The organism is Brasilonema octagenarum UFV-OR1 (genome assembly GCF_963888615.1).
GTDB lineage: Bacteria > Cyanobacteriota > Cyanobacteriia > Cyanobacteriales > Nostocaceae > Brasilonema > Brasilonema sennae.
In genome coordinates this window covers 56,089-70,672 of sequence record NZ_CAWPKW010000099.1, presented here as the reverse complement: position 1 = coordinate 70,672, position 14,584 = coordinate 56,089, and the positions used below count along the sequence as shown (strand labels likewise).

Sequence of the window (14,584 nt, the reverse complement as noted above, 5' to 3'; positions counted from 1 at the left end):
TTGTTAGTAATAAAAGACGGAGATCCCCTACAACTGTTACAAAGTCAAGGATCTTGTTCTAACCAAATTATACTTTTACGAAATTGCTGATAAAGTAATCAAGATAATTAATTCAAGAATATGAAGTACAACCAACTTGGCGAGAGTGACCTCAAGGTTTCTGAAATTTGTCTGGGAACCATGACTTATGGACAGCAGAATACCATTGACGAAGCGCATCAACAGTTAGATTATGCTATTGCTCAAGGGATAAATTTTATTGATACTGCGGAGATGTATCCAGTACCGCCTCGTGGCGAAACTCAAGGAAAAACGGAAGCTTACATTGGCGAATGGTTGAAAAAACAGCAGCGGAATCAACTCATCATTGCCACAAAAATTGCAGGTCCCGGTCGTCCTTTTAAATGGCTGCGGGGAGGAAATCTTCAAATTAACCACAACAACATTAAGCAAGCGGTCGATGATAGTCTGAAACGATTACAAACAGATTATATAGATTTGTACCAAATTCACTGGCCAGAACGCTATGTTCCCACCTTTGGACAGACAGAGTACAAACCTGATTTTGAACGTGAAGCTGTGAGTATTGCTGAACAATTACAAGCATTTGCAGATGTCATCAAAGCAGGTAAAATTCGCTATCTGGGCTTGAGTAATGAGACACCTTGGGGTGTTAGTGAGTTTGTTCATGTTGCCAAACAGCTAGGATTACCCAAAGTGATCTCCATTCAAAACGCTTACAACTTGCTTAATCGTGTCTTTGATTCAGCTTTAGCAGAAGTTTATCGTTATACCAATGTTGGCTTACTAGCTTATAGTCCTTTGGGATTTGGTTTGTTATCTGGGAAGTACACAGACGATAAAAAACCAGAAAATACACGACTGTCTCTATTTCAAGGTTTTGGACAACGCTATCTCAAACAAAATGTAAATGACGCTGTGGTGGCTTATGTATCAATTGCCAGAAAATATAATTTGCAGCCTACACAATTAGCTTTGGCTTTCGTGCGGAGTCGGTGGTTTGTGAGTAGCACAATTATTGGTGCGACGTCTTTACAACAACTACAAGAAAATATTAACAGTGTGAATGTAATTCTCAACCAAGACATTTTAGCAGAGTTAGATGCAGTTCATACACATTATCCCAATCCAGCCCCATAATTTATTTAGTATAGAATAGCACGGGGCGTAGGGCGCTTAGGCGATTGCAGCGGCAACTGATACAGAACTTTCGGCTGAATTAGACTGCTAATATAGTTTTGCGTAGGGCTATTAACAATTATCATGAAACTAATTATACCGATAGAAGTTGCTGATAAACTTGAGCCGCATCTACCTAGCGATACAACATTTGTCCGGGCAGATATTGATGGCAATCTGGACGGTGATGCTACAGATGCCGAAGTCTACTTCAGTTGGCTTTATTATCTTAAACCCACAACTTTGCATAAAGTTTTAGAATCTGCACCTCAATTGCGTTGGCATCATGCACCGAATGCGGGTGTCAATAATATCCTGACACCAAAATATTTAGAACGTGACATCATCCTGACTAACGGTGCAGGAGTTCATGCTGTTCCCATTGCCGAATTTGTCATTGCTTATATGTTGTCTTATGCCAAGCAATTGCTAAAATTACACAAGCTACAAACTCAACAGCAATGGCAAAGGGATTTTCAAATTGAAGAACTGCAAGATAAGACATTATTAATTATTGGTACAGGGGGAATTGGGCAAGAAATTGCTGCCCGTGCCAAAGCTTTTGGGATGCGGATTTTTGGAAGCCGTCGTCACCCGCAACCATTACCAAATTTCGACAAAGTAGTGGGTACAAATGAGTGGAAAGCACTCCTAAACGAAGCAGAATACGTAGTTATTGCTACACCTCTGACAAAGGAAACCGAGAGCATGATTAATGCAGAAGTACTGCGATCAATGCGTCCCGATGCTTATTTGATAAATATTGCTCGTGGCAAAATTGTGGATGAACCTGCACTGTTAAAAGCGTTGCAGGAAAATTGGATTGCAGGTGCAGCTTTAGATGCGGTGTTTACGGAACCACTGCCGCCAGAAAGTCCATTTTGGACGTTACCGAATGTTTTTATTACACCCCACTGTTCCAGTCATTCACCCAAAGTTAAAGAGCGTTCGCTTGCACTTTTCCTCGATAATTTAACACGCTATCGCCACGGAAAGCCCCTACGAAATGTCGTAGATAAAAATGCTGGTTACTAATAATGACTATCTACAATTCCATTGGCAAAGTCTATTCTAATTCGCGTCTTCCTGATTAGAGAATTATAAATTCTCTAATTAATTTACTCAACCTACCAAAGAAAAGTATTATTGCTGATATTGGTGCTGGAACAGGAGGTTATAGTCGAGCGATCGCTGTTGGCTTACCATCCATCAATGCGAATGCTACCAGTATGACAGCAGGATGGTTAGGATGCGGTTTCCCGACTTCTTATAAAAGTCGGGAATCTTCTAGCCGACGTTTGTTTGAGGCGCTTTTTGCTCTTGTTTATAGAATGTTACGAAGGCAAGAATAGTTATTGCTGTCAGATAGATACGTTTCAACCAGGCGTTACTTAATCTGAGTGTAATACGCGCTCCAATAATTCCACCAAAGAACATAGCGATACCAAGAATAAAGCCTAGTTTGTAATCCACAATTCCCTGCATCATGAAAATTATGGTAGCAACAAGTGAGGAAAATATATTGATGAGTTTAGTGGTAGCTATTGCCTGGACAAATGTCATGCGAAATAGCATTATGTAGGCTGCTGTCAGCAGTGTTACATAGCCGCCACTGAAAAAGCCACCATAGATACCAAATATGAAGGTAGCCGCATATCCCGTTATTTCTGCTACTCGTGAAGGCACTCCCTCTATTGGCACTATTCCCGCATCTCGGTTAAATATTGAAAACACGGCAACTGCAATCATTGAGATAGAGATAATAAACGGTATTGATTTTGACGGAACAATAAAAACAAGTAATGCTCCCAAAATTGAACCGAAAAGCGTTAGTGATATTAGTAGTGGTAAGCGACGACGATCAATCACTCCTTTCCCAAGAAAAGGCAATGTGCCACCAACGCTCATCAAGGTTAATGCCAGCATATTAGTAGCAAGAGCAGTGCGCGGATCAATACCAACCTGAAACATTATAGGTACGGTAATCAGGGAAGTACTACCAGTAATGACGCTGATAATGCTTGCTATCAAGAAAACTCCAATCAGAATAAATATTTGGATAACAGTCATAAAAAGTATCACTCGTCACAAGCAATTATCCCCTGAATTGTTACTATTAAACGATTAATAGTCATAAACTTAATCGAATTACCGTTGTTTGCTGGCACAAGTGCGGCTAGAACACCAAACAGAGTGTCCCGCGTCTGTCTAAAGCCCAAATCTACAATCAACGATCTAAAATCCTATGTTTCACGCTACCATTCTTGAACCCTTAGAAGCAGACCAATGGTTTGTGGATAGTGTTGACTTACGAGAGTTTGTTGTCACTGCTAAAGAAATACGCGATAAGCCTTTATGCTTTAAGCACAGCTTATCGCACCACACACAATCCTGCCCTAACCCTCACTGAACTCCCTAATTGTTGACTTCCAAGCAAGCGATTCTATGGGAGAATCCAGGGCAACAGTCCTGCAGTTAGATGACACTTAAACTTTTGATAAGACAACATGAATTTTCAGGAGCAATCTGTTTTCGCACACAAGACTCAATTTAGTGAGATTTCACCCTTACCATGACAGATTTATTTACACCCCTAACAATTGGCGCAGTGACTTTTCGCAACCGCATCGCAGTTTCGCCAATGTGTCAATATTCCAGTACAGATGGTTATGCTAATGATTGGCATCTGATTCATCTGGCAAGTCGTGCTGTTGGTGGTGCAGGTTTAGTTTTCACTGAAGCAGCAGCCATCGAACCAAGAGGACGAATCAGTCCCCAAGATTTGGGTATCTGGTTGGATGAGCATATTGAGCCATTGGCAAAAATTGTTAGGGCAATTCATAACTTTGGGGCGATTGCAGGTATTCAACTTGCTCATGCTGGTAGGAAAGCCAGTACTGCACCACCTTGGGAAGGAGGAGAAGTTTTAAACACATCCAATGGTGGTTGGCATCCTGTACTTTCTAGTAGTGCTATTCCTTTTAGCGAAAACCACCCTATTCCGGAAGCATTAAACATAGAAGGCATCCAACAGATTATAAATGACTTCGTACAAGCGGCTCAACGTTCACAAGAAGCTGGATTTAAAGTCATTGAAATCCATGCGGCTCATGGTTATCTCTTACACCAATTTCTCTCGCCTCTAAGTAACAAACGCAACGATGAATATGGCGGTAGTTTTGAAAATCGCACTCGTTTGCTAAGAGAAGTCGTTCAAGCGGTGCGAGAAATCTTACCATCAGATTATACCTTGTGGGTAAGAATTTCTGCAACAGATTGGGTAGAAAATGGCTGGGATATAGAGCAGAGTATCGCCTTAGCAGAGAAACTGAATTCATTAGGTGTGGATTTAATTGATACTTCTAGCGGTGGTTCTGTACCCAACGCCAAAATTCCCTTTGGCCCTGGTTATCAAACTGAGTTTGCTACGAGAATCCGCCACGAGGCAAACATCCTCACAGGTGCTGTCGGTTTAATTACATCTCCAGAACAGGCGGATCAGATTATTCGTACAGGTCAGGCAGATATTGTTTTAATAGGACGAGAGATGCTACGCAATCCTTACTGGGCATTATCTGCTGCCAAAAAACTGCGACAGGAAAAATTTTCACCTGTTCAGTACGAGCGGGCTTGGCTTTAATCGTGTCGTATCATATGATTTGGGCTTGCGTCGATGCGTCGTAGTGATTCGATATTTTACCCAGAAAAACTCTGTGTTTCAAAAACACATATAGCGCTCTATGGCGTCAGCCATAGAGCGAATCAGTAGAGGCGTCAGAGTCCTGTACTGAATCCTTGATGAGCGTGGTCTTCGATTAGTGGTACAGTCACAATCTCCCCACTAATCGCTTCTGACTCCTGAGTTCTGACTTGTTTTTCAACTTCAAACTGTTTAAGCTCTTTTGTGATGTAATTTACGTAGTGGTCACTATTATGCCGACTTAGAGCTAATTGATAACCACGTTCAGCTAAAGCATCAGCTTCTTGAGGGTTATTCAACAAATAGATAATAGCTTGTTTTAAGCCTTCAACATCTTCTGGCTTAACCATCATTACCGCATTAGTTTCTGCTATATATTGATCGAGTCCAAGAGTGTGAGTGACTATCACAGGACGCCTACACGCCATTGCTTCCATCAATGCCTGTATTCCTGCAGCATAACTATTTTCAAAGATGCTAACCACAATAATATCTGCATCCCGATATAGCTGGACTAACTCCGGCCATTCATAAAATCGGCGTGACATATTTCGTGGTAATTTTTCCGGAAAAGCTCGTTTTAATAAAAGTGCATCGTTGGAGAAACCGCTGATTTTCACATCAATATCTAGATTTGCTGTTGCTGCTGCCAGAGTTCTGTAATCACGTTGTTCTAAACCAACACTAGCGATCATTGGACGCGACTTCTTCGCTGAAGCAGGCTTAGGTGCAAAAAATTTGAGATCGGTTTGATCCCAAACAAAATGAACACGAGATGCGGGTAGGTTTAGATAATCGCGTAAAAAAGTAACTTGGTGCTTGCTACAAGCTAAAAACAAATCGATCTTACTGGCCAAGTTAAATAACTTTAATGCTAAGCGTCCACGAGGTCGATCAATATTGTGAAAAAACACTGCAATTTTGGGGCGGTTGCGCTTAAATCCACAAAGTGTTGCAACCTGAATACCTCCAGCCTCACTGTTGCAGAATACTATGTCATCCGATTCCAGTCGAGATGATAAAGCACGTGCCATTGCCCAATACTCTGGTGAACCTGCTATTTTGGAAAGAAGTTTGTCTACAAAAGAGACTTGATATCCGGATGGTGTATGAATGCTGGCATTGAGTCTTTGCTTTAAGATCCACATTACATGCCTAGGACATTTATTGCTCTCAGCTTCGGTAGTAATCTTCTCAAGGTCAATAGATCTATGAAGTACAATGTGATATTTAGTCATAAATATTACAAAAAATATTGCTTTTCATGAAAGAAAAAGATTAAGCTAGGATAGATCTTCAACAAGGCTTTTTTAGCCAATCATCAGTAGCAGTTAAGTTCATTTTACCAGTAACATTACGTATCATATAAACAACTAGCTCCGTTTGTCTATCAGATTTTTTGGGATTTTATAAAGATTATTCAAAGTTATTGTTAGCGTTTGCGCTAGCCCCTAAGAGGGGCTAGCGGTTTCCTTTGGAACTCGCTTTGCAAAATGCCCAACCTAGATACTCGTTTTTGAAGTAAATTCTTAGATAGCTTTGAGTATTTTGCCACCTCATACCGTTTCACTTTAAAGTTAGAACAAACGCGGGTAAGTGGGGAAGTCGGGGGAGTCAAATATATCAGGATTTTTGTGAGAGGGTATCACAGAAGGCAGCTTTCCGGGGGAAGCTTCCCCCCCAAACGTGCCGCCCGGATATAACCATTCCCTTCTAAATAAGGTTGACTAACTTTGAATAGGATATTTCCAAGGGTGATGAGACGGAAGCTGTTATTAAAAGCAAAATCTGCTACAATCCTTATCCAGAAGGTTTTTTCTGGCCGTGATATCATGTTCTGATCAACACTTATAAAAAACGAAGAACCTCACCCCGCCCTATGCCTAACGGCACGCTACGCTATCCGGCACCCCTCTGGTGAACTCGCCCAGAGGGGCTGGGGGTGAGGTCGTTTTATCGTAACTAATTAGGCGAACTTGATATCACTGGTGTTTCGCCTAAAGTAGGCGAATCGCCAAATATCTAAATTCTAAAATCAATTATTGTCTGGCGATACGCATCTGGTAATCCCGTGTCAAAGCACTTTCCTTTGACAACATATCCTGTCATTCCCTCTTGTTGACGCACTCTATCCAGACAAGACGTTAACTGAAATTCTCCTCGTTCTCGAAAATTTTGATGAATATGTTCTTCCAAAAAGTCAAATATTTTCGGTGTCAGTACATACAACCCAAAGATACAGAGAAACTCATCATCTGCCATTCCTTCTACACGCAAATGTTGACGGGCATAATCAATAGAAGGTTTTTCATAAACTTGCGTGAGTGAAAGAAGGAAGTTAAACAAGTGCCAAGTTCCTGTCACACAGCCAGCTTTATGGATAATTTCTCCTGACATGATTGTCAAGCCGACAACGCTTTGATTGACTTGTCTGTAAACATCTAGAACTTGACTGGTACAGGATTTTTCTGCATCTGATGAGTAAACATGATCACCTAACATCAACAAAAATGGCTCATCTTTCACCCACTTTTTAGCACAAAAAACAGCATGACCGTAACCTTCTTGTTCTTCCTGCGTCAAAAGTGTGATTCTGCTGCCTAATTCTTGAAGATATTTGCTGTATTCTTGATTTTGGGGTGAAAGTTTGTCGAAAAGTTCTTTTTTAGGTGGACTTTTAAAAAACTCTGCAAAAACTTCTTTGTCTGGTGGTTGCACCACAATCCCAACTTCTTCGATTCCTGCGCTCATAGCTTCTTCAACAATTGCCAGAATCACAGGTTTTGCCCTGCCATCTTTATCGATAATGGGGAAAAGTTCTTTTTTTACGACTTTAGTTGCTGGAAACAACCGAGTCCCGAAACCAGCTGCTGGAATCACGGCTTTTCTTACTTTATTTTGTTGCATAAATCGTCAGTTTTAAAGATTGCATCTGTGGAAAATTATATTCAATTTGGCGCAGAGCTAATTCACTTTGACCAAACGACTGACGCGATACTGCTTCACTTCTTCTAACGGTTGCTTATCCCCTGAATCCCAAGCTGTCATGACAGAACCGTTTACCTCGACTCTAGCTTCATAAGCACCCTTAATACTTCCATCTTCTGCCGAGAAATTAATGCGTACTTGGGCCCACTCTTCATCTGGTTCATCCATTGCCATAACTTGACCAGCTTTGTGATAATTGAGCCAGTTCCAACCCTCTTGCATCCAAATCTCACGTTCCACAATTTGCTCAAACTTTGATAAACCAGCCCAACCTCGGTAAAACGGGTATAACCCTGTGACAGAACCATTCCGCCAAACCAAGAGTTCCAATATTTCTGGCTGCAAATGACCCCAGTACTGTCCATAAGGCAAGTCAATGAGGGTAGGTGCGAACTGGTGTCCTCCGAAATGGCTGCATCGCCACACACGCAGTTTTCCACTAGAAGCAGTAGCAAATTCAGAGCGTAACTTGCTATAGATGGGATAACCAAACCTGGCACAGGCAACATCAACATTGCCATCAGTACAGACCATTAACTCACGAATGTGACTGGATTGTTGCTGATACTGCTCCCAATCAGGCAGCACAGTTGGCGACTGAAGTAATGTTTCCAATAACGCCATCACGAAAGAGCCAACTTCAGAATCAGGGATGAGAAACTCATACTTTTCAAACCTTGCAAAAAGCTTTGCAGCTCGGCGGTAATATAGTAGGCGAGTGTAACCAGGACAGGAGTATTCTTTATCTGGAACGAGCAACTGACCTCGAATCTTGATCCCATGCTCAGAAATCAGTTTTTCGATGAAAGCGATCGCTCTGGCGAGCACAGGATTTTCCTGCCAACGTTTTTCAGTCCAAGGGAGTCCCATCTCCATCGCCAGACAGTGTTCGTAAGTGGGTGCCGAGCCAATCGGATCTTCGCCATTAGCTTTAGAAACAATACAGCAGAAACGGCAATTACTTAAAGAATCTTGGGTAATCATGTTCACTTCCGAATCAAAGAATTCTAAGCTCGTTTGACACGCCGCCACCAACTACTCTGCACTGGTATCATGGTCTGGCAGGATGATTTCCACATCACGCAGTGTGCGGAAGGCGTATCCACTTAAACCAACAAGTAACAAACCGAGTGAAGAGAGAACATACAACACTGCCATGCCCGCGCCTTTTCCCGTGCCAAATATCCAACCCAAGATGGGTGCCAGACTTCCCCCTGACATCATTGCTGGTTCAAAAACGTAGTCAGCTAGTGGTCCAGCTATCAAGTATGCTACTGTTGAAGCAACCCGCTCAACTAGGGAGTGGGTAGATAAAACACGCCCCTGCACGTTAGGTCTTACCTTCCTGAGCCATATAGCCTCATCGGCACTGCCAAGTATTGGAAAATTGAGAGATGAACAGAATTTCGCAGGAAACCAAATCAACGGTACTCTCCCCAGACCAAACACTGTTTGGCTTAAGCCAGCACCCACCATACCCAGCAACACTCCATGTATTCGACGCTTGAAACCACCCCAAGTGCTGACGAGCAAGGCCCCAATAATGCCGCCCAACCCTGCTGCTGAAGCTACAATACCTAATACTTTGGCATCATTACCACTACGTGCCAAAATCAGGGGAGAGGAAAGTGAATTGCCAAGATTATAGGTAAACCAAAACAGCGACATCAATGCTAGCATGGCAAGCAGACTGGGGCGTGCAGTAATATAGTGCCAGCCAAAGTAAAGCTCCTGCTTCAGGTTTGTGTGACTTTGCGTTTCTGCTTGTGCAATAGTAGGTTGTGGGATACGTACTAGTACCAGTGTGCTGACAGCAATCACAAAAGTCGTGATATCGATAATTAAAATACCAGCAAGACCAATGACTACGTAGAGAACACCTGCCAATGCTGGTGCAATGATATCAGAGCTGGAATTTGCCAGGAAGGCAATGCTGCTAGCGCGACTATACTGCTGTTTGGGCACGATCATTGATACTGATGCCAAGTATGCTAGTTCTTGAATTTGCACAAATGTGCCCTGAACTGCTACAGCCAAGTATAAATGCCATAATTGTAAATTATGACTTGAGTAAAGTAGTAAGACAGTGATGGTCAACAACCCGCTGACCGTGTCGCCAAGGATCATTAAGTATTTACGGTTCCAGCGATCCACAATCACCCCAGCTATGGGAGTAATTAAGACTTGCGGCACTTGCGTAAATAAACCAAACAATGCTAGTGCTGTAGCTTGACCTGTGAGTTCCCACACCCAGAGAGTGAAGGCAAATGCGGTCATACTACTACCAATTATGGAAACAGCCTGACCGAGCCAGATAATAATGAAAGTACGCACTTATATAGTTTTGGATTATAGATTTGCAGTGGTCATACCAATTCAAAATTCGCTCATTCAAAATTCGTCTTGAAAAGTTTTGCGCCGGGAAACCTGGATATTATCGCTTTTTGCAAAATGAAGAAAGCCGAGACGAAACTTAGGTTTGGGAGTGTGTATCTGTCGCATTCTTTTTTCAAATTGGTATCAGTTATTAATTCTTTTTCATTGTTTGTGTGATAGTTCCTTTGCACTATCGCCTCTTTTAGGTTTAGCCCAATGTCGATACCACGACATCATAAAGCCAGTAATAAATAGAACTAACGGTGCAAGTCCGACAAACACGTAGAGAATGCGAGTAGGTAAGCCACCAAATGTACCATAGTGTAGGGGAATAAAGGAGTTGAGGACGCGCGAGCCTAACGGCAATTTGAAAGCATTATCAACCCGCAAAACCTCACCTGTATACTGGTCAAGATAAACATTACTATCACCATAATCTGAACTTTCCTGCGGCAGCTTCATGCGAATTTGTAGAGCATCTTCTGGTTTTCCAGGCAAGTAAATGCTTTTGGTCACAGCACTCGGTAAGGCAGCATTAGCAATTTTTAGTTGTTCTGTTAGTCCTAAGGTCGATTTACCAGGAATTGGTTTGGATACTGGTTCGGATGGTTCTGGAGTGAATGTCACGGCGTAGATAATCGGCGAAGTGAAGCTAAAGTTCCAACAAAAGCCCGTAAAGGCAGTTAGGAATATAAACACCACAGTGATCATCCCAACCACTTTGTGAATGTCAAAGTTTGCCCTTTGGGGATGAGCATTAAGCTTAATTTTGAAGCCTGCAATTAGCTTACGCCAACCGGGCCAAAGAATTAAACCTGTGATGCTCAGCATACACATTAAAAAGGCAGCAATTCCAACAATTATAGTTCCGGTTTCACCTGCCATCAGGCTGTAGTGCAGACTAAGCATCATACCGATTAGGGTGTGATCCGATATCCGCTCACCTATTATTTTCCCTGTATAAGGATTGAGAAAAACCTCTGTCCGGTGATCGTCAGTAGTTGACAACTGCCCAAGGTAGGGAGAAGAAGGAGTATCTGGCAAATAAATACGAAAAAGATGCAGATCACTTCGCGCGGCATATTTCGCCTGTATTGTATTCACCACATCCTCTGGGGATACTACCTGCACCTGTTGGGGAGTAATATGTCCATACTGTTGGGCGATCATAAAGTGGTCAAAATCTTGCTCGAATACTAACAGGCTACCTGTCAAGCCAATGAGAATTAGCAACAGCCCAACAAAAAAACCGATATATTGGTGCAGGGAAAAAACGATATCGCGTAGTTTTTTCCGGTTCATGTTCATGCTCGCCACTCCTTAGCTGGATTTTTTTACCCCCTTTAATCTTCTCGATGCATTGAGGGAAGAATTATCCTCCCTCCCCTTTACAATAATCAAAACTGCACAGAAATTGTTCCCAGCACAGTCAAAGGCGCACCAGGAAGCAGATAGTAGCCTTGAGAATCGTAATAGCGAGTATCAAAAAGATTCTTAAAGTTCAGCGCAACCCTCCAGTTATCGCGTTTGTAGAAAATGGTGGCATCAGCCCGCACATAGGAGGGGATTTTAAACGTATTGGGGAGTTCAGCTTCGCGATCGCCTGTATAAAATAATCCTCCACCAAATCCCAATCCTTTCCAATTACCGTCTTGAATTTCATAAGTTGTCCACAGACTAGCCCCACTACCGGGAGCATTTACCAGGGAGTCGCCCACTGGTAAGTTGTTATCTTTACTCACAAAAGCATCGTTGATAAAAGCAGAAGCAATCACATTCCAGCCTGGTAGAATCTGCCCAGAAATGTCAAATTCCAAACCGCGACTTTTCACTTCTCCAGCCGCAATAGAAAAGTCAGAGTTACCTGGAGTGGGATCGGTTGTAACGACATTTTCCTTGGTGATATCATAGGCGGCAAAGGTGGCAGATAACCTGTCTTTTATCAGTTCCGCTTTGACTCCCACTTCATACTGAGTACCGCGTTCTGGTGGCAGTTGAGTTCTATCTACCGTCCGCGAGGAACTGGGGTTAAACGAGCGGGTGTAGCTGGCGTAAATAGAAATCGGCTCAATCGGTTGATAAACAATGCCGACGCGAGGTGAAAAAGCCTCATCATACAACCGATCAACTGTAGCATCATCAATCGGGTCTCTACCTAAAGAATCCAGCTGTTGCACGCGATTTTTGCGGTGAATAAAGTCATACCTGCCGCCTACCAATAGCTTCAGATTTGGCAGCAATGTAACTTGATCTTGCAGATAAATGGCGATCGTATTGCGGTCATAACGATCCCGTTCTGCTGCTTCATCAAACTCTGGTGGGCGGGAAGCGCCATACACAGGATTAAATAAATCAATACTGGGAGTCAGTGAAGCAGTACTTCGCAGATAATCATAGCCACGGATATATTTATTCCACTCCAACCCTACAAGAAGTTGATGTTGGATGGAACCAGTATTGAAATTAGTGATGAGATCATTTTGCAGAGAATAGTTTTGGTAATACTCCGGACCAGCACCAAACCTTCGCTGCACAGTACGACCATCTACAATGCTATCCGGTTGAAACGCTGATTCCTCAGAATTACTAACCGTAAGAGAAAAGCCACTGCGGAACTGAATATTTTTACTAAAGCGGTGATTGACGTTAAGAAATACAGAGTTTGTCTCTTTGGAGTAACGATCATCTGGCTCTCCTAAGAAACGATTAACAGGAGCTTTAAAAACGATTGGATCGGCAGTAAGACCACGATAAAAGGTGCGATCAACTTTGAGGAATTCATACTCTAGCGTCAATGTTGTTGCATCACCAATTTTGTAGGTGAAAGCTGGTGCGATCGCGAATGTTTCCTGATGATTAAAATCGATAAAACTACCAAAGTTTTCGTATGCAGTATTCAGGCGGTACAGTAACGTTTTGTCTGAGTTCAGCGGTCCAGAAATATCAATGGAGGGACGATAAGTGCTAAAACTTCCGGCTGTAAATTCAGCGGAGTAATAAGGCTCGCTGAGTGGTTGCTTGGTAATGTAATTCACCACACCTCCCGGCTCAAACTGTCCATATAGCACCGAAGCTGGACCCTTGAGAACTTCGATCCGCTCAATGTTAGTCGGATTCACAAGGTCACTTTGAACAGCAAAACCGTTTCTCAAGTTGTCATAGGTTGTAAATCCCCGAATATTGAAATTATCCGAACCCCCAGCATAGCCCCCTTGTTGAGTCACGCCACTAACATTGCGTGTTGCATCGCCAATCCGGGTGATTTGCTGATCTTTGATGATTGTTTGCGGAATGGCTTGAATTGACTGAGGAATATCGCGTGGATTTGTGTCGGTTCGAGTGGCAGTTGTGGTATCGGAAACACGATAACTATCTTGCTGTCCTGTCACCACTAGTTCAATCGGTTCGTCACCAGAAGCTGATGGTTGACTTGGTTGGGTTTGATTCTCTGGTTGAGTTTGTGGCCCAGTTTGTGGCCCAGTTGGTTGCGTTTGCCCTTGTTGTTGTGCAATGGAAGCAGCAGTTGACACGCTGAAGATCAGACCTTCTTTTGGACTATCAAACAACTCCACCACTGGTGGACTCGCTTCACCTATCACCGTCACTCGGATAGTATTGGCATCAAAGTTAGTCACTGTAATCTCAGTTACACCCGCAATTGGTTTTTGTGAGCGGAATGTGAAGGGTCTGTCACCTGGTGCACGCAGTTGAGCATTGGGAATGTCAACGATGAAGCTATTACTATTAACTTGAGTGCGGTTCTGTAGTTGCAACGTAGCAGCTTTGGAAGTTTGTAAAACCAGTTCCAAACCTTTGGAGGTGGGATTTGCCTTCACGAAGGTGACTTGCACGACTGGTGAAGTAGGTGTTGCTTGTGGGGTTGGCGATTGCACCAGCATTTTGGCACTTTTAGCTGGACGTTCTATCTCACTGACTCGCCGAATGTCTGTTATCGGTTTAACCAACCCGGAATTGGTTGCTAGACGTGATTGTTGATTCTTTGCATCGCCAAGAGCGGTTCCTGAAGAAGCATCGCTTTTTTCACCAGATGCTGTGCTCTTGTCAACTGCAATTGATGATATTTCCTGGCTTCTTGTAGGAGCGCTAACCAACGCTACGATGGCGCTACTCAGCAACAGACTGGGAACAAGTTGCTTAAATTTCATACTTTTTCTCTGACTCCATCACGCCACGAAATCTCAAGTTAACGATGCTAGCTTCAGAATTTATTGAAATTCATTTGCATCCACAAAGCAAGCCTCATCAAACGACAACAAATAAAAATTTACATATAATATGTAAATGTGAAGTAGACTGTTG

11 protein-coding genes are annotated in these 14,584 nt (G+C 42.7%); 4 read left to right on the top strand and 7 right to left on the bottom strand.

What is annotated here, in order from left to right:
- Positions 1-120 precede the first annotated feature (120 nt).
- The gene (locus tag AC5590_RS07775) at positions 121-1,161 is read left to right on the top strand and encodes an NADP(H)-dependent aldo-keto reductase (RefSeq protein WP_169263558.1); all 1,041 of its coding nucleotides are present in this window, start codon (positions 121-123) and stop codon (positions 1,159-1,161) included.
- Positions 1,162-1,284: 123 nt separating this feature from the next.
- Positions 1,285-2,235, top strand: coding sequence for a D-2-hydroxyacid dehydrogenase (locus AC5590_RS07770; protein WP_169263557.1), 951 nt, complete (start codon positions 1,285-1,287; stop codon positions 2,233-2,235).
- A 252-nt stretch (positions 2,236-2,487) separates the two neighbouring features.
- Here AC5590_RS07770 and AC5590_RS07765 read toward each other — a convergent pair whose 3' ends face one another.
- On the bottom strand, positions 2,488-3,270 hold the full coding sequence (locus AC5590_RS07765) for a sulfite exporter TauE/SafE family protein (protein ID WP_169263556.1): 783 nt from the start codon (positions 3,268-3,270) through the stop codon (positions 2,488-2,490).
- A 175-nt stretch (positions 3,271-3,445) separates the two neighbouring features.
- Here AC5590_RS07765 and AC5590_RS07760 point away from each other — a divergent pair, with 175 nt between their 5' ends.
- Positions 3,446-3,610 (top strand): hypothetical protein, encoded by a 165-nt coding sequence (locus AC5590_RS07760; RefSeq protein WP_169263525.1) that lies wholly within the window; start codon positions 3,446-3,448, stop codon positions 3,608-3,610.
- Between the two features lie 162 nt (positions 3,611-3,772).
- Complete coding sequence (locus AC5590_RS07755) at positions 3,773-4,840, top strand: NADH:flavin oxidoreductase/NADH oxidase (RefSeq protein ID WP_169263555.1); 1,068 nt, start codon at positions 3,773-3,775, stop codon at positions 4,838-4,840.
- A gap of 134 nt (positions 4,841-4,974) precedes the next feature.
- On the opposite strand, the gene AC5590_RS07750 is transcribed toward AC5590_RS07755, so the two are convergent.
- The 6 genes from AC5590_RS07750 to AC5590_RS07725 form a co-directional block, all read right to left on the bottom strand.
- Entirely contained in the window at positions 4,975-6,048 is a 1,074-nt protein-coding gene (locus tag AC5590_RS07750) for a glycosyltransferase family 4 protein (RefSeq protein ID WP_498822862.1), read from the bottom strand.
- An 874-nt stretch (positions 6,049-6,922) separates the two neighbouring features.
- Positions 6,923-7,807, bottom strand: a complete 885-nt coding sequence (locus AC5590_RS07745; protein WP_169263553.1) for a UTP--glucose-1-phosphate uridylyltransferase — start codon at positions 7,805-7,807, stop codon at positions 6,923-6,925.
- A 57-nt stretch (positions 7,808-7,864) separates the two neighbouring features.
- Positions 7,865-8,872 (bottom strand): ferredoxin family protein, encoded by a 1,008-nt coding sequence (locus tag AC5590_RS07740; RefSeq protein ID WP_169263552.1) that lies wholly within the window; start codon positions 8,870-8,872, stop codon positions 7,865-7,867.
- A 51-nt stretch (positions 8,873-8,923) separates the two neighbouring features.
- Positions 8,924-10,222, bottom strand: coding sequence for an MFS transporter (locus AC5590_RS07735; RefSeq protein ID WP_169263551.1), 1,299 nt, complete (start codon positions 10,220-10,222; stop codon positions 8,924-8,926).
- A gap of 204 nt (positions 10,223-10,426) precedes the next feature.
- Entirely contained in the window at positions 10,427-11,572 is a 1,146-nt protein-coding gene (locus tag AC5590_RS07730; protein WP_318284223.1) for a PepSY-associated TM helix domain-containing protein, read from the bottom strand.
- Positions 11,573-11,661: 89 nt separating this feature from the next.
- The gene (locus tag AC5590_RS07725; protein ID WP_248277149.1) at positions 11,662-14,430 is read right to left on the bottom strand and encodes a TonB-dependent siderophore receptor; all 2,769 of its coding nucleotides are present in this window, start codon (positions 14,428-14,430) and stop codon (positions 11,662-11,664) included.
- Between the last annotated feature and the right edge of the window lie 154 nt (positions 14,431-14,584).

Bases quoted from the DNA above. Each gene is read 5' to 3' on its own strand.
- AC5590_RS07775 (WP_169263558.1), top strand. From the start codon at position 121: ATGAAGTACAACCAACTTGGCGAGAGTGACCTCAAGGTTTCTGAAATT.
- AC5590_RS07770 (WP_169263557.1), top strand. From the start codon at position 1,285: ATGAAACTAATTATACCGATAGAAGTTGCTGATAAACTTGAGCCGCAT.
- AC5590_RS07765 (WP_169263556.1), bottom strand. From the start codon at position 3,270: ATGACTGTTATCCAAATATTTATTCTGATTGGAGTTTTCTTGATAGCA.
- AC5590_RS07760 (WP_169263525.1), top strand. From the start codon at position 3,446: ATGTTTCACGCTACCATTCTTGAACCCTTAGAAGCAGACCAATGGTTT.
- AC5590_RS07755 (WP_169263555.1), top strand. From the start codon at position 3,773: ATGACAGATTTATTTACACCCCTAACAATTGGCGCAGTGACTTTTCGC.
- AC5590_RS07750 (WP_498822862.1), bottom strand. From the start codon at position 6,048: ATGTGGATCTTAAAGCAAAGACTCAATGCCAGCATTCATACACCATCC.
- AC5590_RS07745 (WP_169263553.1), bottom strand. From the start codon at position 7,807: ATGCAACAAAATAAAGTAAGAAAAGCCGTGATTCCAGCAGCTGGTTTC.
- AC5590_RS07740 (WP_169263552.1), bottom strand. From the start codon at position 8,872: ATGATTACCCAAGATTCTTTAAGTAATTGCCGTTTCTGCTGTATTGTT.
- AC5590_RS07730 (WP_318284223.1), bottom strand. From the start codon at position 11,572: ATGAACATGAACCGGAAAAAACTACGCGATATCGTTTTTTCCCTGCAC.
- AC5590_RS07725 (WP_248277149.1), bottom strand. From the start codon at position 14,430: ATGAAATTTAAGCAACTTGTTCCCAGTCTGTTGCTGAGTAGCGCCATC.